This window comes from Roseibium porphyridii (assembly GCF_026191725.2).
Taxonomy (GTDB): domain Bacteria; phylum Pseudomonadota; class Alphaproteobacteria; order Rhizobiales; family Stappiaceae; genus Roseibium; species Roseibium porphyridii.
In genome coordinates this window covers 1,827,134-1,852,412 of the sequence record NZ_CP120863.1, presented here as the reverse complement: position 1 = coordinate 1,852,412, position 25,279 = coordinate 1,827,134, and the positions used below count along the sequence as shown (strand labels likewise).

At 55.3% G+C, this 25,279-nt stretch carries 26 protein-coding genes; 9 read left to right on the top strand and 17 right to left on the bottom strand.

Features of this window, described 5'->3' with window-relative positions:
* Positions 1-119 precede the first annotated feature (119 nt).
* The 3 genes from K1718_RS08555 to K1718_RS08545 all read left to right on the top strand — a co-directional run bounded on the left by K1718_RS08555 (position 120) and on the right by K1718_RS08545 (position 2,745).
* The gene (locus K1718_RS08555) at positions 120-473 is read left to right on the top strand and encodes a PepSY domain-containing protein (protein WP_265683779.1); all 354 of its coding nucleotides are present in this window, start codon (positions 120-122) and stop codon (positions 471-473) included.
* 77 nt (positions 474-550) lie between these two features.
* Positions 551-772: a hypothetical protein gene (locus K1718_RS08550; RefSeq protein ID WP_265683778.1), complete on the top strand. Its 222-nt coding sequence runs from the start codon at positions 551-553 to the stop codon at positions 770-772.
* A 197-nt stretch (positions 773-969) separates the two neighbouring features.
* Entirely contained in the window at positions 970-2,745 is a 1,776-nt protein-coding gene (locus tag K1718_RS08545) for an SLC13 family permease (protein WP_152500536.1), read from the top strand.
* 6 nt (positions 2,746-2,751) lie between these two features.
* On the opposite strand, the gene K1718_RS08540 is transcribed toward K1718_RS08545, so the two are convergent.
* Entirely contained in the window at positions 2,752-3,651 is a 900-nt protein-coding gene (locus K1718_RS08540; RefSeq protein WP_265683776.1) for an AraC family transcriptional regulator, read from the bottom strand.
* 181 nt (positions 3,652-3,832) lie between these two features.
* Between K1718_RS08540 and K1718_RS08535 the strand changes: the two genes are divergently transcribed.
* The 4 genes from K1718_RS08535 (at position 3,833) to K1718_RS08520 (ending at position 6,227) form a co-directional block, all read left to right on the top strand.
* Positions 3,833-4,732 carry an NAD-dependent epimerase/dehydratase family protein gene (locus tag K1718_RS08535; RefSeq protein ID WP_152500534.1) on the top strand — a complete coding sequence of 300 codons (900 nt, stop codon included), beginning with the start codon at positions 3,833-3,835 and terminating at the stop codon, positions 4,730-4,732.
* Positions 4,733-4,838: 106 nt separating this feature from the next.
* Positions 4,839-5,201, top strand: coding sequence for a hypothetical protein (locus K1718_RS08530; RefSeq protein ID WP_265683774.1), 363 nt, complete (start codon positions 4,839-4,841; stop codon positions 5,199-5,201).
* A 73-nt stretch (positions 5,202-5,274) separates the two neighbouring features.
* Entirely contained in the window at positions 5,275-5,730 is a 456-nt protein-coding gene (locus tag K1718_RS08525) for a MaoC family dehydratase (RefSeq protein ID WP_152500532.1), read from the top strand.
* Positions 5,730-6,227 carry a MaoC family dehydratase gene (locus K1718_RS08520; protein WP_265683773.1) on the top strand — a complete coding sequence of 166 codons (498 nt, stop codon included), beginning with the start codon at positions 5,730-5,732 and terminating at the stop codon, positions 6,225-6,227. Before K1718_RS08525 ends, K1718_RS08520 begins: the two co-directional genes overlap by 1 nt.
* 29 nt (positions 6,228-6,256) lie before the next feature.
* On the opposite strand, the gene K1718_RS08515 is transcribed toward K1718_RS08520, so the two are convergent.
* From K1718_RS08515 to K1718_RS08450, 14 genes are all read right to left on the bottom strand, one after another.
* Positions 6,257-6,736 (bottom strand): GNAT family N-acetyltransferase, encoded by a 480-nt coding sequence (locus K1718_RS08515; protein WP_152500530.1) that lies wholly within the window; start codon positions 6,734-6,736, stop codon positions 6,257-6,259.
* A gap of 14 nt (positions 6,737-6,750) precedes the next feature.
* A complete protein-coding gene (bluB, locus tag K1718_RS08510; protein ID WP_265683772.1) occupies positions 6,751-7,413 on the bottom strand; it encodes a 5,6-dimethylbenzimidazole synthase in 663 nt (220 codons plus the stop codon).
* Positions 7,414-7,419: 6 nt separating this feature from the next.
* Positions 7,420-7,968, bottom strand: coding sequence for an adenine phosphoribosyltransferase (locus K1718_RS08505; protein ID WP_152500528.1), 549 nt, complete (start codon positions 7,966-7,968; stop codon positions 7,420-7,422).
* A 104-nt stretch (positions 7,969-8,072) separates the two neighbouring features.
* Complete coding sequence (locus tag K1718_RS08500; protein WP_265683771.1) at positions 8,073-8,954, bottom strand: S-methyl-5'-thioadenosine phosphorylase; 882 nt, start codon at positions 8,952-8,954, stop codon at positions 8,073-8,075.
* A 71-nt stretch (positions 8,955-9,025) separates the two neighbouring features.
* A complete protein-coding gene (locus tag K1718_RS08495) occupies positions 9,026-9,517 on the bottom strand; it encodes a GlcG/HbpS family heme-binding protein (protein ID WP_265683768.1) in 492 nt (163 codons plus the stop codon).
* A gap of 68 nt (positions 9,518-9,585) precedes the next feature.
* Entirely contained in the window at positions 9,586-10,425 is an 840-nt protein-coding gene (locus K1718_RS08490) for a cytochrome c1 (protein ID WP_152500525.1), read from the bottom strand.
* Between the two features lie 30 nt (positions 10,426-10,455).
* Positions 10,456-11,721, bottom strand: a complete 1,266-nt coding sequence (locus tag K1718_RS08485) for a cytochrome b (protein WP_265683766.1) — start codon at positions 11,719-11,721, stop codon at positions 10,456-10,458.
* Positions 11,722-11,746: 25 nt separating this feature from the next.
* Complete coding sequence (gene petA / locus K1718_RS08480; RefSeq protein ID WP_152500523.1) at positions 11,747-12,310, bottom strand: ubiquinol-cytochrome c reductase iron-sulfur subunit; 564 nt, start codon at positions 12,308-12,310, stop codon at positions 11,747-11,749.
* Between the two features lie 297 nt (positions 12,311-12,607).
* Positions 12,608-14,446, bottom strand: a complete 1,839-nt coding sequence (locus K1718_RS08475) for an ABC transporter ATP-binding protein (RefSeq protein ID WP_265683763.1) — start codon at positions 14,444-14,446, stop codon at positions 12,608-12,610.
* A gap of 2 nt (positions 14,447-14,448) precedes the next feature.
* Positions 14,449-14,877 carry a hypothetical protein gene (locus K1718_RS08470; protein WP_152500521.1) on the bottom strand — a complete coding sequence of 143 codons (429 nt, stop codon included), beginning with the start codon at positions 14,875-14,877 and terminating at the stop codon, positions 14,449-14,451.
* A 411-nt stretch (positions 14,878-15,288) separates the two neighbouring features.
* Positions 15,289-17,172, bottom strand: a complete 1,884-nt coding sequence (locus K1718_RS08465) for a putative bifunctional diguanylate cyclase/phosphodiesterase (protein WP_265683761.1) — start codon at positions 17,170-17,172, stop codon at positions 15,289-15,291.
* A gap of 131 nt (positions 17,173-17,303) precedes the next feature.
* Positions 17,304-18,623 carry a methyl-accepting chemotaxis protein gene (locus tag K1718_RS08460; protein ID WP_265683758.1) on the bottom strand — a complete coding sequence of 440 codons (1,320 nt, stop codon included), beginning with the start codon at positions 18,621-18,623 and terminating at the stop codon, positions 17,304-17,306.
* Positions 18,624-18,780: 157 nt separating this feature from the next.
* The gene (locus K1718_RS08455) at positions 18,781-19,182 is read right to left on the bottom strand and encodes a DUF2177 family protein (RefSeq protein WP_152500518.1); all 402 of its coding nucleotides are present in this window, start codon (positions 19,180-19,182) and stop codon (positions 18,781-18,783) included.
* Between the two features lie 96 nt (positions 19,183-19,278).
* On the bottom strand, positions 19,279-21,132 hold the full coding sequence (locus K1718_RS08450) for an ABC transporter ATP-binding protein (RefSeq protein WP_265683755.1): 1,854 nt from the start codon (positions 21,130-21,132) through the stop codon (positions 19,279-19,281).
* Between the two features lie 161 nt (positions 21,133-21,293).
* Here K1718_RS08450 and K1718_RS08445 point away from each other — a divergent pair, with 161 nt between their 5' ends.
* Positions 21,294-21,776: a tRNA (cytidine(34)-2'-O)-methyltransferase gene (locus K1718_RS08445; protein WP_152500517.1), complete on the top strand. Its 483-nt coding sequence runs from the start codon at positions 21,294-21,296 to the stop codon at positions 21,774-21,776.
* A gap of 41 nt (positions 21,777-21,817) precedes the next feature.
* Positions 21,818-22,744, top strand: coding sequence for an oxygen-dependent coproporphyrinogen oxidase (gene hemF, locus K1718_RS08440; RefSeq protein WP_265683753.1), 927 nt, complete (start codon positions 21,818-21,820; stop codon positions 22,742-22,744).
* Between the two features lie 47 nt (positions 22,745-22,791).
* Here the strand turns inward: hemF and K1718_RS08435 are convergent, their stop codons facing one another.
* Complete coding sequence (locus tag K1718_RS08435) at positions 22,792-23,904, bottom strand: HD-GYP domain-containing protein (protein ID WP_265683751.1); 1,113 nt, start codon at positions 23,902-23,904, stop codon at positions 22,792-22,794.
* A gap of 128 nt (positions 23,905-24,032) precedes the next feature.
* Complete coding sequence (locus K1718_RS08430) at positions 24,033-25,277, bottom strand: CCA tRNA nucleotidyltransferase (protein WP_152500514.1); 1,245 nt, start codon at positions 25,275-25,277, stop codon at positions 24,033-24,035.
* Positions 25,278-25,279: the final 2 nt, after the last annotated feature.

The window sequence follows — 25,279 nt, the reverse complement described above, 5'->3', positions numbered from 1 at the left end:
CGAATTTCGCTTCTTTACAAAAATGTATATTTCGCGCCAGAGGCGGGCAAACTCCATCGCTTATCTCTTGGTCATCGGAGGGCACGACGCCGCCGCAGACAACCCAAGAGGACGAAGACATGAAAACCACCGCCAAGATTTTTGCAGCCAGCCTGATCGCAGTTGGGCTGACGGGTACCTCCCTTGCCATTGCCGCTCAGAAAAATGCATCGGACGCCCCGCTTCAGTCCGACCTTTCCATCGCGCAGGTCTCCGAAATCGCACTTGCGGCACAGCCCGGGGCAATTGAGGAAATCACGCTGGAAAACGAGGACGGCAAGACTGTCTTTGAAGTCGAAATCAACACCGACGCAGATGAAGTGGAAGTGTTGATCGACGCAGCGACAGGTGAGGTTCTATCCGTGGAAAAAGACAACGACCATGCGTGGTTCGGCGGCAAAGACAAGAAAGCCGGCACTCAAGAGAAGGGGTGACCTCGACCTCAAATGGAGCAGTGGGTCCCTTCCCGCTGCTCATTTCCAATCCCGTAAAGCTAACTTTGGAGACTGATATGAATACCATGAATTCCTACCTTGAAACCGGCAAGACTGCTCTTCGGCGCTGTGGCGCAGCCCTCGCCGGGATTGCCGGTCTCCTTGTCGGCGGCCTTCTGGTTTCCGCTTTTGCAACGCTGGGACTGGCGATCATCGGCATCGGAGCCGTTGCCATGTCGATCCTGCTTGCTGCCAGCGCCCTTGCACCCGGTGAGGACAAGAAGGTTGCAACAAGCTGACCCGGCGCTTTGAAGTCACGTGTCGTACGGCCCGGTCAAAGCACCGGGCAGACGTCATGCCGGAAACTCCAAAAAACGCGCGAAAAGGCCGGCGACCGAAGGGTCGAAATCCAATCGACGGCCTTTTTCTGGCGAATCTCGGCAATTCGTCCTAAAACCGGCTATTGCAAATTGGGGCCGCATCCGCCGGAGCTTACGTGACATTCGATCAAACCGCCCTTTTTGTGTTGTTCGGTGCCGTCTTTGCCCTGCTCGTCTGGGGCCGCATCCGGTTCGACCTGATTGCTTTTGCAGCTCTCATTCTGGGTGCGCTGCTTGGTCTTGTGCCGTCGGGAGAAATCTTTACCGGCTTCGGTCATCCTGCCGTCATCATCATCGCACTTGTACTGATTGTTTCACGCGGGCTTATGAATTCCGGTGCTGTCGAGCTAATTGCCGGACATCTCTTATCTGCCTCGCGAAGCCTTTCCGGACATATCGGCCTGATGTCGGTTGTCGGCGCAGGGCTTTCAGGCATCATCAACAACGTGGCGGCACTTGCGCTTTTAATGCCGCTGGATCTTGAGGCAGCCCGCAAGGGTGAGCGGTCGCCGGGCCTGACCTTGATGCCCTTGTCTTTCGCAACAATCCTCGGCGGTATGATCACCTTGATTGGTACGCCTCCAAATATTGTCATAGCCGAATACCGCTCCGATGCACTCGGTCAACCGTTTGCGATGTTTGATTTCGCTCCGGTCGGACTGGTGGTCGCCGTGACAGGGATCGCCTTTGTCGCTCTTTTTGGCTGGCGTCTGCTACCTGCCCATTTTCGAAAGCCGCCCAAGCAGGAAGGATTTGCAGAAAGCCTGTACTCGGCGGAACTCAAAGTCGGAAACATCCCGGATGACAAGCCACTTAGTGTCGGCGATCTCTACCCCGTTGCCGACGACAAGGACGTGGTCATCATTGGACTGATCCGCAACGGCAGGCGTGTCAGGGGCTTTGCGCGCCGCGAACCGATCAAATCGGGTGACTTCCTCGTCGTGGAAGGCGATCCCAAGGCCATCGAGGCCTTCATGGGGGCAGCGAAACTCGAATTCGCAGGCTCCGAGCGACACAAAGGCGGCTTGAGCGGAAGCGCCTTGTCGTTGCTTGAAGCCATCGTACCCGACAATGCGCGCATCATCGGACGGTCAGCCTTCGACATGCGCCTGCTCTATGGACAAAGCGTCACGCTGCTCGGTATTTCCCGCCAGGGACGCCGCATTCAGAAAAGGGTGCGTCACGAGATTATCCGGCCGGGAGATGTCCTCCTCATGCTCGGTACCGAAGATCGACTCGATCACGCCAGCAGCTGGTTGGGTGTCTTGCCCCTGGAAGGGCGCAAGACCGGCATGATCCAACGCAACAAGGCCTGGCTTGCCATCGCCGGTTTTGTTCTGGCTATTACCGCTGCCGTTGCCGGTCTTGCCTATCTGCCCGTCGCGCTGGCTGCATGCGTCGTTCTATATGCTGCAACCGGGCTGATCAGCGGTTCAGAGGTTTATACCGCCGTTGAATGGAAGGTCATTGTGCTGCTTGGTTCGTTGATCCCTCTTGGGCAAGCCTTTGAAAATGCAGGCAACGCTCAACTGATTGCCGATGGCATCGTTGCCCTGACTGCGGGAGCCCCTGCCTGGATCACGCTAGCCGTGCTGATGGTCGTGACCATGACCCTGTCGGATTTCCTGAACAATGTCGCCACCTGCCTGATTGCGGCGCCGATATCTGTCCAGATCGCAGGCAGTTTGGGTGTCAACTCGGATCCCTTCCTGATGGCGGTCGCTGTGGCTGCATCCTGCGCCTTCCTGACGCCGATCGGCCACAAGAACAACACCATCATCATGGGGCCTGGCGGTTATCGCTTCGGCGACTACTGGCGCATCGGTTTGCCACTTGAGCTGCTGGTGCTGGTCGTTTCCATACCGGCGATCCTGGTTTTCTGGCCACTTTGATCCATTTTACGCGGCCGGTTTGAGCGGCAGGCAGATATCGGTCAGAAGATCAGCAGGGGCCGTATCACGCGGATTGTTGAGATAGACTTCCATACAAGGCGCGTCATCGGGCACCCGTCCGGACTGCGTTAGCCATTCGCCATAGAGCCAGCGATAAGCCTTTTGCATATCGGCATAGGGACCTTTGTAATGAAGAACCGCATAGTCGCCACCGCGCGTTTCCACCGCCTCGAGCGGGGCTGTCATCGCAAATCCATCTGTAACGGCAACACCGGCAACTGACCGAAGTTCGTCTTCCGGAACGCGGGTCGGGTCGGAATAGTAGAGCGCCTTCATGGCACCCGATTGTCCGATCTGGTTGCGTGTGACCAGCATGCCGATCAGCTTTTCAAAAGCCTGACCAATCTGCAGATAGGATCCTTTGTGAGGCAATACGGCAAGCGTTTCGGAAGGCAGGGATTTGATAGTTACATCATGCATGAGGTCGGTTCCTTTTAAGCTGGGGATTGGGGCATCGACGAGGACCGGTTGCAGCTTGGTCAAAACCGTTTCGGCACGGTAGACCGACGGGCTCTGGCCATATGATTGTTTGAAGCTGCGCGAGAAGGCTTCTTGACTGCCATACCCGGCCCGGCTGGCGACTTTGGAAAGTGGAAGGTCGGTGTAGGAAAGATCAGCAGCCGCACGATGCAGCCGAAGCCGTTTCACCGTGGCGACGATGGACTCACCGTAGGTGGACTGCCAGACACGGTGCCAGTGCCAGGGTGAAAGGGCCGCCACGTTCGCGAGCGTCGCAAGATCCGGATCTTCATCCAGGTGGGCGTAGATATATTCGATCACTCGCGTGAAGCGGCGGATATAGCCATTGTCTTTCGAACTAAGATTGGTTGTCTGGTGCTGGGTCATGTGGCCGTCCTGGAAAAGTGATCGGACACTAGCACCGCACCAGATGATAAATCTTGCGGATTTGATCCACCGAGGGATCTCAGGTCACGTAGATTTTCCCGGGAAAGACGAAAGACAGACTGGTCTCTTCGAGCAAATTGCTCATGATGAGCGCCGTTCTTTCAAACTGGAGCTGTCGACAATGAACGCACGGAAACGCATCCTATTTACTGGCGGCTCCGGCAAAGCCGGCAAACATGTCATTCCCTATCTGCTTGAACAAGGCCACAGGGTAGTAAATGTCGATCTGACGCCGCTCGATTATCCCGGTGTCGACAATCTGACGGCCGATATCACCTCCTCCGGTGAAATGTTCAATGTCATGACGAGCTACGCCAATTTCGATGAGCTGGAACCCGGCAATGGTGTCCCGGCCTTCGATGCCGTTGTACATTTTGCCGCCGTACCGCGCATCCTGATCCAGCCGGACAACAAGACTTTCGCCGTCAATGCCGTAGGCACTTACAATGTCATCGAGGCAGCGGTGAAGCTGGGCATCCGGAAAATCGTGATCGCTTCGTCGGAAACGACCTATGGCGTCTGCTTCGCCGACGGTGTTGTCGACCCGAAAATTCTACCCGTCGAAGAAGACTATGATGTCGATCCCATGGACAGCTATGGCCTATCCAAGGTCGTCAACGAACAAACCGCACGTGCTTTCCAGCGTCGCTCCGGATACGACATTTATGCCCTGAGGATCGGCAATGTCATCGAGCCGCATGAATATGATCGTTTCCCCGGCTTCTTCAAGGATCCGGCGCAACGGCGCCGCAATATTTTTTGCTACATCGATGCGCGCGATCTCGGTCAGATTGTCGACCTTTGCCTGGAAAAGGATGGCCTTGGGTATCAGGTCTTCAATGCGGGGAACGACTCCAACTCGGTCGATATTCCCAACTCGGAAATCCTGGAACGGTTTTTCCCGAGCGTTCCCCTGAGTCGCGATCTCGGCGACCACGAAGCGCTGTTTTCCAACCGCAAGATCCGGGAGGTGCTTGGCTTCCAGGAAAACCACAATTGGAGGAAATACGTGAAAACCTGACCACGCCTTCAACCGGTGCTACCGGAAACAGGTTTACTTGCTGGAATCCGGTGGATAGCGTCTGATGGCGCCGGAAAAGGGGAATGGCTAGCATGAAGGAACGCCCATGAATTTTCTGAAGATAGTGGCCTGCGCCAGCATGCTTTGTCTGACCGGGACAGCCGCCATGGCGCAAGGAACCGGCTCGGAAGGCTATTTCCAAGTATACAACAATACCGAGGGCAACATCGTTGTCGGGTTCTACACTGATGACGGCAGTAGCTGGAGCGACAACTGGCTATCGGATGCCCTTGGTCCGGGCGAGAACGTGCGTGCTGAGTTTTATGCTGACACGGGCAACTGCGAGCAGGTACTTCAGATCGGCTGGCTCGGGAACGATGACAGCGAAGTTCTGGACGAGCCGATTTCAATCGATATCTGTGAAGCCAGCAATGTCTATTTGGATGATAATGAAATTTATTTCGACTGAACCTGGTCCAGCCTGGCTTCAGGAAGCCGGATACATCCTGACCTGCTCGACCGAATGATTCCGGAAAACACCTATGACGGATCTCCTTTATTTCGAGGATTTACAACCAGGTCAGGCGTTTGATCTCGGTTCAATCACGGTCACTCGGGAAGAAATCATTGGCTTTGCCGAAGAATTCGACCCCCAGCCATTTCATCTGGATGACGACGCCGGAGAAGCTTCACTGTTGGGCGGTTTGGCGGCTTCAGGCTGGCACACAGGGTCCCTGGTCATGCGGTTGTTGGCCGCGAACCTCCTCAACAGGACAAGTGGCAGGGGCTCTCCGGGCATCAGCAAGTTGCAATGGAAACAACCGGTCTTTCCGGGCGATACATTGACAGCCCGTGCAGAAATTCTGGAAACCAAGAACTTGCGCACCAAACCAGACCTCGGCATTGCTATTTTCCGGATCACGGCGACCAAGCAAAACGATACAAAAGTCATTCATTGGGAAAATCCGATCCTGTTTGCCAAGCGGGACATTGCCTGATGACGAAACCCTTCGACGAAATCGAAATCGGTGAAGCACTGGAGCTTGGGCAACACACCTTCACCCGAGATGAAATCATCCGTTTTGCCGAGCAATACGACCCCCAGCCGTTTCATCTGAGTGAAGAAGCAGCCGCGGGGACCCATTTCGGCCGACTATGCGCGTCCGGCTGGCACACGGCTTCAGTGTTCATGAAACTCTGGGTCGCGAGGCACAAAGAGCTTGTGGCCGAGATGCTCGCCAATGGAGTGACGCCTGCAAGAATGGGCCCGTCGCCAGGATTTGAGGATCTGAAGTGGATAAAGCCGGTTTTTGTTGACGACACGCTACGCTACAGGCGGATCGTCACCGGCAAAACAGAAAGCCGCAGCCGACCGGAATGGGGCTTGATTCATTCTGATATGCTGGCCGTCAATCAGGAAGACAAACTGGTATTTTCGTTCAAAGGCACGGTTTTCGTCGAACGCCGACAGGCCGCGACGCTTTCCTCAATCTGACGGGCTCAGGTGCGCAGCAGGCACCCACATCAAAGCGTGCGGGCAAACAGCACTTCATCGTGAATTTCGATCCCGTAGTCGCCCCGAAGCGGAATACCGGGCTTCTGCTCACGCTCCCGGTCAATTACGCCCTGGCCGATCCGCTCGAGCCGAAAGCCCCGTCGCTGATAAAACCGGAAAGCATCCAGATTGTCGTTGGACGTGCGCACGGTCAGGCGTGGCATGCCGATTGAACGCGCTTCCGTCACCACTGCATCCAGCAGCTGACTACCGACCCCGCCCCAACGGTTGAGGGAGTCGAGTGTCAGGATTTCCCACTCGTCAGCTCGCTTGATCAGAGTCACCATGCCGACAAGCTCTTCACCGTCGTAGGCGACGTATCCCGGCAGTCGTGATGCATCGACCATTTCATTGTCGAGCATGATTTCAGGAGCAGTCCAGCGATCCATCAACAACTGGTGGACGTCGGCGTGGTCACTCTCTTCGGTCGCACGAATAATCACAGGCATCTGGGATTCATCTCCTAACGGCGAAACAACCGTGTCTCCAACGGACTGCGCGATTGCCATCGCACACGCTCCAATTCCGGATCGATGTGTTCTTCTTCCGGAAAACCGACGCATAGATAAGCCACGAGCCGCCAGCTCTCGTCAACCTGAAGAATTTCGGAGACTGCAGCCGGATCAAGAATAGACACCCAGCCCACGCCAACTCCTTCGGCCCGCGCCGCCAGCCAAAAGGTGTGGATCATGCTGACCGTGGAATAGGCAAGCGTCTCCGGCATCGTCATGCGGCCAAGGCCATGTCCCTGTGCGGGGTCTTCGTCACTAAAGACGGCCAGGTGGACAGGTGCCTCTTTCAGCCCGGACAACTTGAGCTGACGGTAAAGCGCAGCCTTGTTGTCGTCATAAGTATTTGCTGCCGTTTCGTTTTCCGCCTCAAAACACGCAGTCACTTCAGACCGTTTGTCCGGGCTTTCAACAATCACGACCCGCCAGGGCTGACTGTTGCCGACTGAGGGTGCAAGATCGGCCAAATGCAGCAGATGATCCAGCAGACCGGTCGGCAACGGGTCCGTTCGGAAGCGGCGTACATCGCGCCGCCATTTCAGAAGCGTTTCGAAGTCCTGGCGGAACCTCTCCGAAAAGTCCGGTTTTTCGTCTTCGCCCACGGAACCTCCCGACATGGCAAGTCAGTGACCTGGAAATTCCACCAGGGTCCGGACCGGGACATTCATGGCTTCCAGTTTCTTGCGACCACCGAGATCCGGCAGGTCCACAATGAAACAGGCAGCTTCGATATTGGCACCCATCGAACGCAACAGCTTACAGGCAGCTTCGGCAGTTCCGCCGGTTGCGATCAGATCATCGACGACAATCACACGGTCACCTGCACTGATGGCATCTTTGTGCATTTCCATTTCGTCGAGGCCGTATTCCAGTGAGTAGGCGATGCGCACGGTCTCGTGCGGCAGCTTGCCTTTTTTACGGATCGGCACAAAACCCGCAGAAAGCTGGTGGGCAACGGCACCGCCAAGAATGAAGCCACGAGCCTCAATGCCGGCAACCTGTTCGACCTTCGATCCCGCCCAGGGTTGAACCAGTGCGTCGACGGCACGCCGAAATGCCCGTGCATTCCCAAGAAGCGTCGTGATGTCGCGAAACAGAATTCCATCGGTCGGATAATCCTTGATCGTCCGGATCGCTCCGATCAGTTCATCCTGGATTGTCTGGTCGGTCATCTATTCACTTTCTTTCGCTGGCTGTTCCTCTCCGACCGGTGCTTATAACAAGAATGTCGGACCGGTCGAAGCAAATTCAATTAGATCAAAACGTGGTGTTTCGTTCAGGATGGCCTGTTCAGAACGCGTCCTGCAACCGCATCAAGTTTGGCAACAAGTGCCGGGTCTCGTTTTTCCGGCGCAGTCATGAACGCAAACTCAAGCGCAGTGTCCGACCCTGCAGGACAGGACTGGTGTTGCCTCGGCAAGTCCCGTGCGACGCGGGCAACCAGGCGCTGTGCGTTTTCGGCATTGTCGTGCAGCACCTTGATGATGGCTTGAATATCAACCTCGCCATGGTCCGGGTGCCAGCTGTCATAATCCGTCACCATGGCAATGGTGGCGTAGCAGATCTCAGCTTCACGGGCCAATTTTGCTTCCGGCATATTCGTCATGCCGATTACATCGCAGCCCCAGGTCCGATAGAGGTGACTTTCCGCGAGCGATGAAAATTGCGGTCCTTCCATCGCCAGGTAAGTTCCACCCTTTGAATAAGCCAGATCCTCCGCCTCCGCAGCAGCTGCGACAGCTTCGACAAGCTTCGGACTGACGGGGGTGGCCATGGAAACATGCGCAACGCACCCCGTGCCGAAAAAGCTCTTTTCGCGGGCAATTGTCCGGTCGATGAATTGATCCACCAGAACAAAGGTTCCCGGTGCATGTTCTTCCTTGAGAGAGCCGCAGGCGGACACAGACAACAGATCGGTCACGCCGCAGCGCTTCATCACATCGATATTGGCGCGGTAATTGATAGTGGTTGGGGAATAGACATGGCCACGGCCGTGGCGCGGAAGGAATACAATCTTCAGGCCTTCAATGGACCCGACGCGAACCTGGTCGGAGGGCTCTCCCCAAGGGCTTTCAACACTGATCCATTCCGAGTTCTCTAGTCCCGGCAAATCGTAGATGCCGGATCCGCCGATAATGCCCAAAACTGCGTCTGCCATGTCCGCTCCAAAAATGATCTAAGTCCTGCCAGCCTTGTCCGAACAAAGCCCGGCTGCCGCTTCGAGGTGGGTTATTTCAATTGTTCTGCAATGGCGTCAAGACCGGCTTCAGCACATTTGGCCTCATTTTCAGTGCCCTCTCCGCCGGCCACGCCTATTCCGCCCAGCAGCTCACCGGACTGCGAGACAATCGGCAACCCGCCGGCAAGTGCAAGGACGCCGGAGAGCGTTCGAAGATCCTCACGCGCCTCATCCTGCGCCAGAGCGTCAATTTCGGATGTCGGCAGATTGAACGTTGCCGCGGTCCAGGCCTTGCGGCGCGCGGCGTCGGTCACATGGGCCCCTCCCATGTTGCTTCTCAAGGTGACTTGCTCCAGGCCGAACCGATCGACGACCGACACACCCACTTGGTGACCAGCTTCATTGCACACCAGCACCGCGCGAAGCGCGGCTTTCATCGCCAATTGCATGTCGAGCACCGACACCCGGTGCGTCGCCGCAGACCCGGCCACAGCGCTCCAGGAAAGGACAAGCGCTCCCAGTAACAACAACAAGCGGTGCATTAACATTCCCCCAAAGAAAAAGCCGCCGGAAACCGGCGGCTTTCATCATGCATTCTGCAGGCAATCAATCAATGCTCAACATTGCGCCATAGTTTCTTCTTGGTGAAGTACAGCAGTCCAGCAAAGACGATCAGGAAGATCATGACGCGGAAGCCGATTTTCTTGCGATCTTCCAGATGAGGCTCTGCTGCCCACATCATGAACGCCGCAACGTCCTTCGCGTACTGATCCACCGTCATGGGCGTGCCATCTGTATATTCCACGGCCTCTTCAAACAAAGGAGGAGCCATGGAGATGAACTCGCCAGCCAGGAACGAGTGGTTATAGTACTGCCCATCTGGCACTTCCACGCCTTCGGGAGCATCCACATAGCCTGTCAGCAGTGAGTAGATATAATCCGGACCGTTTTCCTGGTACTGCGTGAAGATGTCAAAGACAAACCACGGGAAGCCGCGCTGTGCAGCGCGCGCTTTTGCGAGCAGGGAAAAATCCGGCGGGTAAGCGCCGTTGTTGGCAGCACGTGCCGCCTGCTCGTTGGGGAATGGCGAGGGGAACCGGTCGGCCAAAATCGCCGGACGGTCATACATGTCGCCGAAATCGTCTGGTCCGTCGACAACAGTGTATTCCGCCGCGACTGCCTTGGCCTGGTCTTCAGTGAAGCTCGGGCCACCATCTTCGGCAAGGTTGCGGAAAGCAACAAGTCTCAGACCGTGGCAGGCCGAGCAGTTTTCACGATAGACCTTGAAACCGCGTTGCAGCTGGGCCCTGTCATAGAAACCGAACGGACCGGCAAAAGACCAGCTCTGATAGTCGATTTCGACCTTGGCGCCAGCAGCCATCGCCGGCGTCGCAATGGCAAGTGCTGCCACTGCTGCTAGGGAACGAACCATTTTGATCATGGTGCTCATTGTCTCAAATAACTCCTGATCCGGTTCGCGTTACTTCGTTTCCGGAGCTGCAGCTGCAGCAGCCGGTTTGCCTGATCCACCCTTCAACACCGATTCCGAAATCGATGCCGGAAGCGGCTTCGGTTTTTCAAGGAAACCGAGCATCGGCAAGATGACCAGGAAGTGCGCGAAGTAGTAGGCGGTGAAGATGCGCGAAAGCGTCACGTAGATGCCTTCAGCGGGCATTGCGCCCAGATAGCCAAGAGCCACACAGACCGCTGCAAAGATCCAGAAGAACTGTTTGAACAGCGGACGGTAAGCGCCGGAACGCACCTTTGAAGTATCCAGCCACGGCAGGATGAACAGAACTGCAATCGCACCGAACATCAACACAACACCACCAAGCTTGTCCGGAACGGCACGCAGGATCGCGTAGAACGGCAGGAAGTACCATTCAGGAACGATGTGCGCAGGCGTAACCAGCGGGTTGGCCTCGATATAGTTGTCGGCGTGACCCAGATAGTTCGGCAGGTAGAATGCGAACCATGAGAAGAAGATCATGAACACGACAATCGCGAACAGGTCCTTCATCGTGTAGTACGGATGGAACGGAAGCGTGTCCTGTTTGGTCTTCGGCTGAACACCGGTCGGGTTGTTGTTGCCTGTCGTGTGGAAGGCCCATACGTGCAGGATCACCACGCCGAAAATCATGAACGGCAGCAGATAGTGCAGCGAGAAGAACCGGTTCAGCGTCGGATTGTCGACCGCAAAGCCGCCCCAAAGCCAAGTCACGATAGCTTCGCCGACCAACGGGATCGCCGAGAACAGGTTGGTGATAACCGTTGCACCCCAGAAGGACATCTGGCCCCATGGCAGGACGTAGCCCATGAAGGCTGTGCCCATCATGATCAGGAAGATGATCACGCCAAGGATCCAAGAAATCTCGCGCGGTGCCTTGTAGGAACCGTAGTAGAGACCGCGGAAAATGTGAATGTAAACGGCGATGAAGAACATCGAAGCGCCGTTTGAGTGCAGATAGCGTAGCATCCAGCCGAAATTCACATCACGCATGATGTGCTCGACGCTGTCGAACGCTGCACCGGTGCTGGGCGTATAATGCATCACCAGAACGATACCGGTCAGGATCTGCGCAATCAGCACGAAAAACAGGATACCGCCGAAGGTCCACCAGTAGTTCAGGTTCTTCGGGGTCGGGAAATCTACAAAGGAACCGCGCATAAGCGAAATAACCGGCAAGCGGCTTTCAAGCCACTTAGCCGCAGCGCTTTGCGGTACATAGTTTGAATGTCCAGCCATGGCTGTCTCCTAAAAATGTCTGCCGTTAGCCGATCTTGATCGTCGAGTCGCCAACGAACTCGAGCGGCGGAATCAGCAAATTCTCGGGAGCCGGGCCCTTACGGATACGGCCGGCAGTGTCATAGTGGGAGCCATGGCATGGGCAGAACCAACCGCCAAACTCACCTGCGTCACCAATCGGAACGCAGCCAAGGTGTGTACAGATACCGATCTGCACCAGCCAGTTTTCCTTGCCCTCAACACCACGGTTCGGATCGGACGCATCCGCGTCAGCCGGCAGATTGGCGTTACGCGCCAATTGGTCCGGCAAATCCGCGATCGGCACGGACTTGGCTTCGTCCACTTCCGTTTCGGTGCGGTTGCGGATGAATACCGGCTTACCACGCCACTTAACCGTGATTGACTGCCCCTCTTCGACGGCAGACACATCAACTTCAATAGATGCCAATGCCAAAGCGGAAGCATCCGGGTTCATCTGATCTATGAACGGCCATACCAACGCGCCGGCGCCTACAACGCCCATTGCCCCGGTCGCGATGTAGAGAAAGTCACGGCGGTTCGGTTCTTCCGCATCCGTGTTGTGTGCCAAGGTCGCGTCCTCTTTTATGTTCAACCTGTACCGAAAGCCCACGCACGGCCCAAACCCTTCTGCCCCAGAAGGACCTCGGAACCATGCCGGGCTCTACGGAGACCGGGCACCCTCAAACGCGCACCGGTCAAGCGGTTTGTCTTTTTGCACCCTTCGAAACGCTTGTCCAGTTCAACAAACGCCCTAGAACGCATATGTCGCAGGCAAAACCGCTGCCGCGTTTGTTCAGACCCTATTTTGGCACGGAGTGCAAGACCGGAAATGGATTTCCCGGCCCTGCATTTTGTTATGGGTCCACTAGGCTGCCTGAACAGGAGCCAGGAAGCCACCTGATTGATGTTGCCAGAGCTGGGCATAAAGGCCATTCCGGTCAAGCAATTCCTGATGTGAGCCTTCCTCGATGATTCGGCCGTTGTCCATGACAATCAGCCGGTCCATCGCCGCGATGGTCGAAAGCCGGTGGGCGATCGCGATCACAGTCTTGCCTTTCATCAACTCAAACAGGCTTTCCTGGATGGCGATTTCCACTTCGGAATCAAGTGCGGAAGTCGCCTCATCGAGCACAAGGATCGGCGCATCCTTCAAGAGCACCCGTGCAATCGCAATCCGCTGCCTTTGTCCGCCCGAAAGCTTGACGCCGCGTTCACCGACATGAGCATCCAGTCCAGCCCTGTCGTTGAGGTCAGTCAGACCACCAACGAACTCAAGTGCATGGGCCTTGCTGAGCGCTGCTTCGACCTCTTCGCGGCTGACATCCGGCTTGCCGTAGGCGACGTTCTCGAAGATCGAACGATGAAGCAGTGATGTGTCCTGCGTCACCACCCCGACATTTGCGCGAATGTCATCCTGTCGAACACCAGCAATATCCTGCCCGTCGATCAGAATCTTGCCGCGCTCCAGATCGTAAAAGCGCAGCAGCAGATTGACCAAGGTCGATTTACCCGCACCTGAACGGCCGATCAGGCCGATCTTTTCACCGGGCTGAATGTTCAAGGTGAGGTCCTCGATCACACCGGACGCTTTGCCATAGTGGAAGCCGATCCCGTCAAAACGGATTTCGCCTGCAGGCACTTCAAGTGCAGTCGCCTCAGGCACATCCACAACATCGCGCTCACGCGAGATCGTATTGATGCCATCCTGAACCGTCCCGATGTTCTCAAAGAGGCCTGACACTTCCCAGAGAATCCATTGCGACATGCCCTGAAACCTCAGAACCAGTGCAACCGCAACAGCAATCTCGCCCGTGGAAACAGAGCCCGCCTGCCAGAGACTGATCGACATCGCGGCAACTGCGAACAGGAGCATCATGTTCAATGTCGTCAGCGTGATGTTCATTCCCGTAACCAACCGCATTTGCAAGAATACGGTTTTGAGGAAGGTCATCATCGAAGTCTTTGCATAGTCCTCTTCTCTCGCAGCGTGTGAAAACAGCTTCACGGTCGAGATGTTGGTGTATGCATCCACCACGTGTCCCGTCATGACTGACCGCGCGTCTGCCTGTTCCCTGGAAACGTTTTTGAGTCTCGGAATGAAGATCCGCATCGTCACCAGATAACAGCCCAGCCAGGCCATGAATGGAATGGCGAAATAAGGACTGGCCTCAGCCACGACGAACAGTGCTGCAACGAAGTAGACAATCACATAGACCAGAATGTCTGCGATCCGCGTGACAACCTCTCTCACGGCAAGCGCTGTCTGCATCAGTTTGTTGGCGATCCGTCCCGCAAAATCGTTTTGATAGAACGAAATGCTCTGACGCAGCAGATATCGATGCACCCGCCAACGCACCGACATGGGATAGGTTCCCATCAGGCCCTGGTGGAACAACATCTCCCAGATGGCAGCAACGCCCGGCAACAGTACCAGCACAACCAGCCCCATCCAGAGCAATTGTCGCCAATTGTCTTCAAAGAAGGTCTCTGCGTTCTCGGTGCTGAGCCAGGTGACCAGCTCGCCCAGAAACGTGAAGATCAGAACCTCCAGCACTGCGATAATCGCCCCCAGGACAGAGGCAGTGAGCAAAATGGGCCAGACTGGTTTGGTGTAGTACCAACAGAAGGCCCAAAAACCCTTGGGAGGAACGTCGAGTTCTGTGTTTTCGAACGGATCAATGAGCTTTTCGAACCGATCAAACATGATTACCTCTCAGACCCGCTCAACCGTAACACAGTCAAATGCGCCATGGCATCTTCCTGTCCCACGGGTTTCGAATACGGGCGTATCAATCGGCCAGATGCAAATATGAGCATGCTGGCAACGAAACTTGTGAAGGCCAGAGCCAGGACAAAAGTGCCCCAGAACAGCGCACCCAGCTGACCCAGGAACGCGGTCGCGGTGAGTTGCTGGCCTGCGATTTCCAAAGCCTCGATCCGGCTTAGGTTGAAAAAGAGCACCGGAATGAAAAACAGCCCGGCGACTGCAAATGTAGTGCCCAGAAAAAGAGCTGCGGAGGCAACTGTCCTTTTCAAACGCACAAAAATACCGGGATCCGGCTCTTCGGGAGGGGTCACCTCGAAGTCCGGACGGCCCGCCAATGCGGCCAGGTCCGGTGTGAATTGGACTGACATCGGATCGTCTCCGAAATGGGATGTGTCACTGGTGACGGCGGACATACAACGAAACGGTATGCAGCCACATATGAGCGGCTTGTGCCGGTCACCGCAGATCTTAGGATTATGAACGAGGACTGAGCGCGTCGCTAACGAAGGCGGACAGTAATCCCTGGGCAACCCTCAAGGGCGACAAATGGGTGGATCATGCAACGATCTATCATGTAGGCCCTCCTGGTTGCGTGGCGGGGAAGCCACTTGTGACTTGGAAATGAATCAACTTCTAGGAGCTGACTGGAAAATTAGGTACCCGCTTTCGCATCACTTGGGAAGGACAAATTCGCCACTTCCGTGCATGAGCAATGTAACTGTTGCGGATGAGACACAGACCCAACAGCCCCCTCGCCGAAGCGCTGCGAGAGCAACGGATCACCCTTTGGCAATAGCCAAATCAGGAGGATTGTTCTCTTCCAGCTCGAAAGACATCACATGCAATTCCGCTTCCCTCGGAGAAACAGGTGCTGAAACTGCGCTGCCCTGGATCTGCTTGCACCCAAGTGCTCTCAGGACATCGACCTGCCGTGACGTATCCACACCGACAGCAACCGTTTCCAGTCCGAATTGATCTGCTAGCCGAAGCACGGACTGGACAAGCTGATGCCGCTCGCAGTTGGCTTCCAAACCAGCAACGAGGTCTGGGCAGACTTTCATCACATTGGCCGCAACATGCAACAGCTGACCGGCGCCGCCATGCCCGCCGCCAAATCGATCAATAGCGACTTTGCAACCAATCCCTTTCAACGCTTCGATCGCGTCAAGGAGCCCGTCTTTCTCGTCAAAACGGATGATCTTCTCATCGAATTCCACGATCAGCGCTTCGAGTGGGATGCCATAGTCGCTGCTCAGCTTTTGAAGCGCTTCAATAAAGTCTGGTGACTTCAAGCTTGCCTGAGAAAGGTTCAGCGCCATGGTGAAGGGCGAATTTGAAACTTCCCTAAGGTTACGGATCTCCGCAAGACCACGTTGCAAGGCGAACATTTCAATCCTTGCAATGCGCTTCTGGTCTTCCTGGACCGATAGCAGCGTGACGGGGTCGACAAGACCTTCACTTGGATGAAGCCAGCGCGCATAGACTTCGTAACCGACTATTTTGCTCTCTCGAAAACAGTATTGGGGCTCCATCAAAAGCGTCAGGTTGCTGTTTTCCAGATCCTGGTCGAGTTGCGCCATAACCATTCGCCGATGGCGATGCGTCGCGCCAACCGCATCCGAATACCATGCGACCCGGCCCCGGCCCGTTTTCTTGGCTTCATAAAGAGCAATATCGGCCCAGTTGATAAGTGCCGATGCACTGACCTTGGCAGTGTCGGCCAGAACCAGTCCAACGCTGCCGGCCACGCGCAATTTGTGCCGGTCCACGGTGATCGGCCGCTCAAGACCGCTCATGATCTTCTTGCCAAGACTGTCCAGCTCATCCGCACCGCTCGGCTCCGGTATGACAGCAATAAATTCGTCACCGCCGATCCTCGCCACCAGTCCCTTGTCGCCGACCGCGGTTTGCAGAACCTGGGCGGCGTGCCGCAACACGGCATCACCAGCGCTGTGTCCGTGGTTGTCGTTGATGTCCTTGAAGTGGTCGAGATCAAACTGGATGATCCCGAGTTTTCGGCCCGTACCGTTTTTCTCCTGCACGAGTTCCTGCAGATAAGACGACAGCTTCGAGCGATTGGCGACGCCGGTTAGATCGTCGTGTTCTGCCTGAAATTTCAGCCTGTTACGCGCATCTTCCAGTTCCTTGACATGCTCAACCTGAGTGGTCACATCCCGGCAGATCAGGATGATTTTCGTCTGGTCAGACGTCGTCCCTTCAACAACAGCGAATGTCAGCTGGTTCCAGAATGTTTCGCCATTCTTGCGCTGGTTCATGATCAGCTCTTCGACACCTGAACGAAACCGGGTCAGATCGTATTTGAAGTCGGCGATCTCCTCAGAGGGCAGCTGGTTTTCGCTGGGCAAAATGAACTCTTGAGGTCGGCGTCCTCGAATTTCGTCTGCGCTGTAGCCTGTGATGCGGGAATAAGCAGGGTTTGACCACTCGATGCGCCCATAGATGTCCTGCATAACCAGGCCTTCATGGACATGCTCGACAACAAGCTGCAAGATCGCGGCATCGTTTCCGAAACCAGACAGGCTCTCCATCTCGGGAGACGCAGTCTTCCGCGTTCCCAATCGATAAGCGACGAGGAACACGACAACCGCTCCCAAGCAGAAAATCAGATACTGCACTGGCGGCGACGCCAAGATCTCTGCCATGGTCTTCTTCGATTCAAAACATGCTCCGCGTTAGTCTAAGGTATCAATCCTGAACCAATCTCTAAAAGAACGCAGATTTACTTACATATTGTCATTTTTAACTAGAATTTTTCTACAGATCACAAGTATAATCAGACCGCCCTGACGCTTTGTAGGAACTGGCCGACTTGCGATTGAAGGCTGTCGGAATAATTGCCAAGTTCGGAAGCTGCCGACAACATCTCTTCTGTGGCGCTCTGGCTGGTGTTCATCACGGAACTCAGGGTGTTGACGTTGGCAGTGACAAGTTCTGAGCTGCTTCGAGCCGCCAAAGCATTCTCGCCTATGTCCTGACTTGCCGCGGATTGTTCCTCGACGGCATCCCGGATTTTTCCCGAAATTTCACTCACGCGGCCAATTGTTTCTGCAATCGACCGGATTGCTCCTTCGGAGAGTTCAGCCACTTCCTGTACAGACGTCACTTGAGCAGAAATGTCTTCTGTCGCCTTTGTCGTTTGTTCAGCCAGCGCTTTGACTTCATTTGCGACCACGGCAAACCCGCGCCCTGCCTCGCCTGCGCGCGCAGCCTCAATGGTGGCGTTGAGGGCCAGAAGGTTGGTCTGACTTGCAATCTGGCTGATCAGTTCAACGATCTCGCCAATTGCACGGCCTGTTTCCGAAAGCCGCCCGACGACCTCATCGGTCTTTCGTGCCTCTTCAACTGCAGCGCTTGCAATCTCCGTCGCCTGATCGACATCTTCACGAACACGAAGCAATGAACCGGAAAGACGTTCAGCAGACACGGTCACGCAATCGACAGAACCACCTGCTTCCGAAGTTGCCTGATGCACTTCATCAACGGCAACAAGGGAAGAGTTCACAGCTTCGCTCAGCCGGGTAGAATTGTCTTCAACGCTGCCGGCAGCTTTCGTCAGTCCAGCGACCACACCGATAACCGACTTTTCAAAGTCATCGGCAACATCTTGCATCAGTGCTTTGCGTTCCTGGCTCATCGCATCCTGATGCGCCTGATCCTGCCGTGCCTGCTCCTGTGCCTTTTCAACCAAATTGGCTCGAAAACCCGTGACCGATCTGGCGATCTTGCCGATTTCGTCCGTTCGATGTTCACCTTCGATCCGGATATCCAATTCACCTTCCGACAATTTATCGAGACCGTTTTGAAGACGGCGGAGTGGTCGCGCAATTCCGAGCGCAAGCACCACAGCGATGCCGAGAAATGCCAGGCCGACAGGTGAGACTACGAGTCCGATCGTGACCATCTGGTCGAGAATGAGCGTATCAATTTTCGAAACGACATCACCGGTCAGGAAATTTTCTGCTCCGGTCTTTGTTCCAATTTCCTGCAAAAGCGCCTGTCGAAACACATAGAACGCAAATGCGGTACCGGCCATCATGATCGCAGCGGCCGTGAAGACCATTGCAACGAACCGGCCCTTTATTGAGAGTGTCACGCTACTTCCCCGATTGAAAATCAGCAGGCGATGGAAGACCGCGGGATCGCGTCCAATCACCTCATGAGAGAGACACTACCGGAATGCACGTAAAAATTCAGTAACGACCGGAGATGCGGGCAAATACTTAGGCTTGTAAGCAGCTTGTTTTCAAAAGTCAGGTCACAAGCCGTGTAAGGATGTAACCCATACCAGCAGAGAAAGCAGACAGAACCGTTCCCCATGAAATATCAACTACAGCAACAATAACCGGCCAGTTTTTCAAGGTTGCATAGTTGGTTACATCATACGTTGCGTAAGTAAAGAAACCGAACAATGCACCATAGACGATAGCGGTCATAAGACTCTCGCTCTTGAGAGCCGGTGCGACAGCGAAAATAACAATGCCCACAATATAGATAATGTAGAAGGCGCCTGCTGCCGCCATGTTCGGCTTGTCCATCAGGAGATGGCCAATGCGATCAAAATAGAACCGTGTCGCCACTTGCGACAACCACACATAATCCACCCCGAGGAAAACAAGAGCGGTTGCAAAATAGGCGATAACGTTCTGGAGCATCGAGACCTCTGAAGTTTTGAGCTCCTTCTACGCGCTCTGTCAGATACCAGATCAGCTCGTGCTTCATGGGTGCCAACACAACCCGTCGACATGAATTCAGGCTATTTGAGGCTCTTCGACGAGAAATCCACCCGATTGCCGACGCCAAAGTTTGGCATAAAGGCCTTCATCATCGGCCAACAGCACCTCATGCGTTCCTTCCTGCAGAACCCTGCCTTTGTCCATGACAATCAGTCGGTCCATTGCTGCGATCGTGGACAAGCGATGCGCAATAGCAATGACTGTTTTTCCTGCCATCAACCCTTGTAGATTTTCCTGTATGGCAGCCTCCACTTCAGAATCGAGTGCAGACGTTGCCTCATCAAGTACAAGGATCGGCGCATCCTTCAACAATACGCGCGCAATCGCGATGCGCTGTCTTTGCCCGCCTGACAGCTTGACACCACGCTCGCCTGCATAGGCATCGAACCCCTTGCGACCACGTTGGTCTTCCAGGGATTGAATGAAATCGAACGCGTGAGCCCGCCTGGTTGCTTCGGCAAGTTCTGCCTCACTGGCACCGGGCCGACCGTAAAGAATATTTTCGCGGATCGATCTGTGAAGCAATGATGGGTCCTGCGTCACCATGCCAACAGCATGCCGCACAGAATCCTGCGTGACGTCCCTGACATCCTGACCGTCAATCAGGATGCGCCCCGCCTCCACATCGAAAAAGCGAAGAAGGAGGCTTGCCAGAGTTGTCTTGCCAGCCCCAGACGGCCCGACCAATCCAACCCGCTCTCCAGGAGCAATGTCCAAATTGAGATGATCGATCACCCCACCCTTTTTGCCATAGTGGAAACGGATACTCTCAAACTGAACCCTGCCATCGGAAACGACCAATTGGGGCGCATCCGGTTGATCAGACAGAGCAATCGGCTTGACGACGGTTTCCATACTGTCCTGCAGGGACCCGAAATGCCGGAACAGACCGTTCAGCTGATTGAACAGCCGGTTCAGCAGGATATTAAGCCGCAGGATCAGACTGAGTGCGAAGGCGACATGCCCGGTGCTGATCCCGCCATCCTGCCAGATCTTCAGAGCCATTGCTGTAATCGCAACAATCATGACACCGTTGATCACGCTCATGACAATCCGAATGGAGGTCAAAAGCCGCGTAAATGTCGTCAGTTTCACAAGGTAGGATTCGACCGCCCCGCGAGTTCCGCGGTTCTCTGTGATCGTGGAACCAAAGAGTTTGACAGACTGAATATTGGTGTATGTGTCGACCAGTCTTCCGGTTACCCCGGAATAGCTGTTGGCAACGGCTCTCGAAGCATCGCGTATCCGCGGTACGAAAAACCGCGCGGTCACCCCGAAACACACAAGCCAAATCAAGACAATGCCGCCCAGCCTGATATCGAGGTCCGCAACCAGTATCAGCGTGGTGAGTGCGTAAACGACAATGAACCAAGCAACCTGCAGCAGGTTGGTCATGAAGTCGCCGGCGGACAGGCCCGACTGCATGACCTTTTGCGACAGCCGGCCTGCCAGATCGTCCTGAAAATAGCTGAGGCTCTGCCTCATCACGCGCTTGTGGCTCTGCCAACGAACCAGATTGAAAAAGCCTGGCACGATGGTCTGTTCTTCCAGCAACGCCATCAAGGAGTTGTTCAGCGTCCGCACGACCAGCACCACGAAGACCATGCCGAGCAGCGTCCAAAGGTGATCGCTGAAAAAGGTACCCCTGTTTCCGGTTTCCATAAGATCGACGATCGTGCCCAGAAAGTTGAATATCGAAACTTCGATGAAGGCAGCTGTCCCGCCGAGAACGAGCATGGCCACAAACGGCCAGCGTACTTGGGAGACGAAATATCCAAGCGCAGCAACACCGCCCTTTGGGATATCCTTGTCAGGTGCGGGTCGAAATGGATCGATCCAGGTTTCAAAAATGCGGAAGAGCGGGGACAACGAGGCACTCCATGGGCCGGGCGCGAATCTGTTTGATATCCTACGCGCCTGTCTGTCACATGGCCCAGACAATTTCGAAAACGAAAAGCGCGCAGTCGCATGACAAAACGGACTTCAGCTGTTAAGCACCCTTCCCCGCCAGCCGCAAAGACCCGGAAACGATGCCCGACATTGCCCTTTATCAGCCCGATATTCCGCAAAACACGGGCACCATTTTGCGACTGGCAGCCTGTCTGAACACAAAGGTCCACCTGATCGAGCCAGCAGGTTTTCCGATTTCTGACAGTGCACTCAGACGGGCCGGGATGGACTATCTTGAGCGCGCAGCCATGACGCGGCACATTTCATTTGCTGAATTTGAGGACTGGCGTACAGAGCGCCGTGCGCGCCTGGTGCTTCTGACAACGAAATCCGCAACGCCTTACACCGCATTCGGGTTCAAAGACGACGACATTTTACTGATGGGGCGTGAAAGCAGCGGCGTTCCCGATGATGTGCATGCGGGAGCAGATGCCCGCATCACCATTCCGATGGCCGAAGGCATGCGGTCCCTGAATGTCGCAGTTTCAGCAGGCATGGCTCTCGGTGAAGCCTTGCGACAGACAGGCACATTTCCTAAAAGCCTCACCGAAGCTAATTCCTGAAATCAGCATCAGTCAGCCGTCAACCAGCCAGGGGCAAATTCATGAACGCACCTTCACCGGAAAATCGCGGCGGACCGATCCCGGACGGCATCGAACAGAAGAAGGCGGACGCGCCATCCTGGTTTCGGGAACTCAGAGACAGGATCTGCAAGGCATTTGAAGACCTGGAAGACGAAATCAGCGACAAGAACGGCCCATTTTCGGATAAACCCGCAGGCCGCTTCGAGCAAACACCCTGGGAGCGCACCGACAGCACGGGGGCAAAAGGCGGCGGCGGCGTCATGTCGATCATGCACGGCCGGGTTTTTGAAAAGGTCGGTGTGCACATCTCGACTGTCCACGGAGAGTTCTCACCGGAATTTCGTGGCCAGATCCCTGGCGCCAGTGAAGACCCAAGGTTCTGGGCGTCCGGCATCAGCCTGATCGCACACATGCACAATCCGCATGTGCCCGCCGTGCACATGAACACCCGAATGGTTGTGACAACGCGCCAGTGGTTCGGCGGTGGTGCGGATCTGACCCCTGTCCTTGATCTGCGGCGCACGCAGGAAGATCCGGATACCGTCTCGTTCCACGAGGCCATGCAAGGTGCCTGCGAAGCACATGACGTTGCTGACTATCAGCGCTACAAGGCCTGGTGCGATGACTATTTCTATTTGAAACACCGCAATGAGCCGCGCGGCATAGGCGGCATCTTCTATGACTATCTGCATAGTGGCGACTGGGATGCGGATTTTGCATTCACCAAGGACGTTGGCCTTGCCTTTCTCTCAGTCTACCCAGAATTGGTGCGCCGAAACTTTGAAAAGCCCTGGACGGAAGAAGAGCGCGAGGAACAACTGATCCGACGCGGCCGATATGTCGAATACAATCTGCTCTACGATCGTGGGACGATTTTTGGGCTCAAGACCGGCGGCAATGTCGCCTCTATACTCTCATCCATGCCACCCGTGGTGAAATGGCCCTGATCTCTACGGCGCATCCATAAAAAGATGCATCGCTTGAAGGACGTGATCTAGGCTGCCGAACCGCGACGTACTTTCTGTTCAGAACGGTTGAGCTCTCCAAACCCTCTGTCGAGCAGCATGCGCGCAAAAGCGGACACCATTTTCTGATCTAGCTTTGGCCCCATGTCCTGCATCATGGAAATTGCAGTTCGCACAGGCAGGCCTTCCTTGTAGGCACGTTCTTCGGTCAATGCCGTAAAGATGTCACAGATCGTAATGAGCCGGACCTTGGGCGAGATCCTTTCGCCCTTCAGTCCATCAGGATACCCGGTCCCGTCCAGATACTCGTGATGCTGGATTGCCATCTTTTTGATGTCGATCGGCAATTCAAGCCGCGGCTTCAGAATTTCCCGGCCGTATAGAGGATGCTTGTCGATAATGGCCCGCTCCTTGTCCGTCAGCTTGTCGGCCTTGTCCAGGATGGAGAGCGGAATGCGTGTTTTCCCGATGTCGTGAACCAGACCACCGGCAATCACCTCTTCGCATTCCCCCTTCGACCACCCCAGATGGTTGGCAAACATTCCGGCCAAACCGGCAACTTTCAAGGAATGACTATAGGTTGGGCTATGATGCGAATTGACCGCTTCCATCCAGAATGACAAGCCTTCCTGGGACATCGCATCGAAGATATCGCTCGCGCTGCTCTTCAACACACTGACCGGGATCTTTGTACCTTCGGCGCTGGCAAGGCACATGTTTTCCAGAAAAACGTTGCCCTTTCTGTAGGCCTCGACGGTCTTTTGCGGCATCCGCGCGGGTAGAGTGTCCGCTACATCTTTTTGCGTGAGTGAATTCAGTCGGCGCAAGATCAGCGCCAGAGGCGTCTCCCGATCCAGCATCTCGGATTTTCCGAGGGCCCCGGCCTGGATCACTTCTCGACGGTTTTTCTTGGCCACAAAACAAATGACAGGGATCGCGGCAATGCTGCCCCATGCGGCTTTCAACGCAATCAAGCCGGCATCTGTTGCATCGAGCAGCTCCACGATTGCGATCTTGCCCTCACCAACTGTAGCCGGTGAAACCTTGTCCATGTCGATCAGACGGGCATGAAAAAACAGTGGCAACCGCCTGACCGGTGACTCCATCGGGAGCGGACCATCCGAGATCAGAACAATTTCCATTACGGCCTCATCTTGAACCGGCAAACAAGCGTCATGCGGTTACGCCATCGCAAAATTGATGAAGTTTCTCAGGTCATCTTGTCGGTATTTGCTTTAAAAAGCGCTAAATAGCGCCAGACCGGCACAAACTAAAGCTTGGACGGCAATTGCCCGATCAGCTCGTCCTTTCCGAGCGAAAACCCACTGTCCCGCCATGCGATTTCAAGTTGATCAAGCAGATCGCCAAGAGATGGTCCCGGAGCATGACCGCACGCGATCAGATCGGCACCTTTGAGCGGAAACTTTGGCTCCTCTGCCGTACGCAATCCCTTCAGTCTGGTGGCAAAGTCGGTTCCATCCGCCTGACTTTGCGCCAGCAAGGACGCCCATCTGACCAGCAGTCCATCGACGGCTCCCTGGCGACCGAAGTCATACAACAGTGCCGAGCAGGACGGAAAGACGTCGGCCTGCCGGAGGCATTTCATCGCCTCCCACGCGGTTTTCATGCGTTTGCGCTCTGCGTTCGAAAGACGAAATCGATCGCAGATCCGTTCCAGATCTTCGTGCACGAAACCTGCAAGCACCACCAGACCGACTTCAGGATCGAGCACTTCTGAAGCCTGATCCTCAAGGCTACGCAAAGCATCGAAATCGTTGATCCGCGCAAGACCGCCCGTCGCGATTTCCCAAAGTCCGCAATCGTTCATCAGACGAAGTGCGCGCGCAGCCAAGGGAGCGCGCAGAAGACGGCGCATTTCATGACCGATGCGTTCGGCCGACAGGTGCCTCAGACCCTCACGCTGTCGTAAGCATGCCCCTAACCCGGCCTCGTCAATGTCGCCGGCGCCATACGCCGCATAGATACGAAAGAACCGCAAGATCCTCAGAAAGTCTTCTCGAATTCGCTGATCCGGATCACCGATGAACCTTATGCGACGGTTCAAACAGTCGTCGAGCCCGCCAAGAGGGTCATGCAACACTCCATGCCTGTCGACATATAGCGCATTGAGTGTGAAATCGCGCCGCTTGGCATCCTTGACCCAGTCCCGCCCAAAGACGACCCTTGCCTGACGGCCGAACGTTTCAACATCCTCACGAAGTGTGGTCACCTCATAAGGCACTCCGTCACTGACAACCGTAATCGTTCCGTGATCGATCCCTGTCGCGATGGGTTTGAGGCCTGCAGCCTGAGCACGCCGTATCACATCCTGGGGCTGAGCGGTCGTGGCAATATCGATATCGGGCACGGGATGATCCAGCAGCGTATTACGAATAGCGCCGCCAACGACCCGGGCCTGATCTCCGTTCTGCTCAACAGCTGCAAAAACATTCTGGATGCCTTGCGACTGAAGCCAGTCTGTCTGCCGGAAAATGTCGTCAACATTCACCGTCATTT

Excerpts from the sequence above, each read along its gene's own strand:
- K1718_RS08515 (WP_152500530.1), bottom strand. The coding sequence starts at position 6,736 with ATGCCTGTGATTATTCGTGCGACCGAAGAGAGTGACCACGCCGACGTC.
- K1718_RS08430 (WP_152500514.1), bottom strand. The coding sequence starts at position 25,277 with ATGACGGTGAATGTTGACGACATTTTCCGGCAGACAGACTGGCTTCAG.
- hemF (WP_265683753.1), top strand. The coding sequence starts at position 21,818 with ATGAACGCACCTTCACCGGAAAATCGCGGCGGACCGATCCCGGACGGC.
- K1718_RS08445 (WP_152500517.1), top strand. The coding sequence starts at position 21,294 with ATGCCCGACATTGCCCTTTATCAGCCCGATATTCCGCAAAACACGGGC.
- K1718_RS08455 (WP_152500518.1), bottom strand. The coding sequence starts at position 19,182 with ATGCTCCAGAACGTTATCGCCTATTTTGCAACCGCTCTTGTTTTCCTC.
- K1718_RS08555 (WP_265683779.1), top strand. The coding sequence starts at position 120 with ATGAAAACCACCGCCAAGATTTTTGCAGCCAGCCTGATCGCAGTTGGG.
- K1718_RS08475 (WP_265683763.1), bottom strand. The coding sequence starts at position 14,446 with ATGTTTGATCGGTTCGAAAAGCTCATTGATCCGTTCGAAAACACAGAA.
- K1718_RS08535 (WP_152500534.1), top strand. The coding sequence starts at position 3,833 with ATGAACGCACGGAAACGCATCCTATTTACTGGCGGCTCCGGCAAAGCC.
- K1718_RS08465 (WP_265683761.1), bottom strand. The coding sequence starts at position 17,172 with ATGGCAGAGATCTTGGCGTCGCCGCCAGTGCAGTATCTGATTTTCTGC.
- K1718_RS08520 (WP_265683773.1), top strand. The coding sequence starts at position 5,730 with ATGACGAAACCCTTCGACGAAATCGAAATCGGTGAAGCACTGGAGCTT.
- K1718_RS08505 (WP_152500528.1), bottom strand. The coding sequence starts at position 7,968 with ATGACCGACCAGACAATCCAGGATGAACTGATCGGAGCGATCCGGACG.
- K1718_RS08490 (WP_152500525.1), bottom strand. The coding sequence starts at position 10,425 with ATGAGCACCATGATCAAAATGGTTCGTTCCCTAGCAGCAGTGGCAGCA.
- K1718_RS08550 (WP_265683778.1), top strand. The coding sequence starts at position 551 with ATGAATACCATGAATTCCTACCTTGAAACCGGCAAGACTGCTCTTCGG.
- K1718_RS08530 (WP_265683774.1), top strand. The coding sequence starts at position 4,839 with ATGAATTTTCTGAAGATAGTGGCCTGCGCCAGCATGCTTTGTCTGACC.
- K1718_RS08485 (WP_265683766.1), bottom strand. The coding sequence starts at position 11,721 with ATGGCTGGACATTCAAACTATGTACCGCAAAGCGCTGCGGCTAAGTGG.
- K1718_RS08500 (WP_265683771.1), bottom strand. The coding sequence starts at position 8,954 with ATGGCAGACGCAGTTTTGGGCATTATCGGCGGATCCGGCATCTACGAT.
- K1718_RS08525 (WP_152500532.1), top strand. The coding sequence starts at position 5,275 with ATGACGGATCTCCTTTATTTCGAGGATTTACAACCAGGTCAGGCGTTT.
- K1718_RS08435 (WP_265683751.1), bottom strand. The coding sequence starts at position 23,904 with ATGGAAATTGTTCTGATCTCGGATGGTCCGCTCCCGATGGAGTCACCG.
- K1718_RS08540 (WP_265683776.1), bottom strand. The coding sequence starts at position 3,651 with ATGACCCAGCACCAGACAACCAATCTTAGTTCGAAAGACAATGGCTAT.
- K1718_RS08470 (WP_152500521.1), bottom strand. The coding sequence starts at position 14,877 with ATGTCAGTCCAATTCACACCGGACCTGGCCGCATTGGCGGGCCGTCCG.
- bluB (WP_265683772.1), bottom strand. The coding sequence starts at position 7,413 with ATGTCGGGAGGTTCCGTGGGCGAAGACGAAAAACCGGACTTTTCGGAG.
- K1718_RS08495 (WP_265683768.1), bottom strand. The coding sequence starts at position 9,517 with ATGCACCGCTTGTTGTTGTTACTGGGAGCGCTTGTCCTTTCCTGGAGC.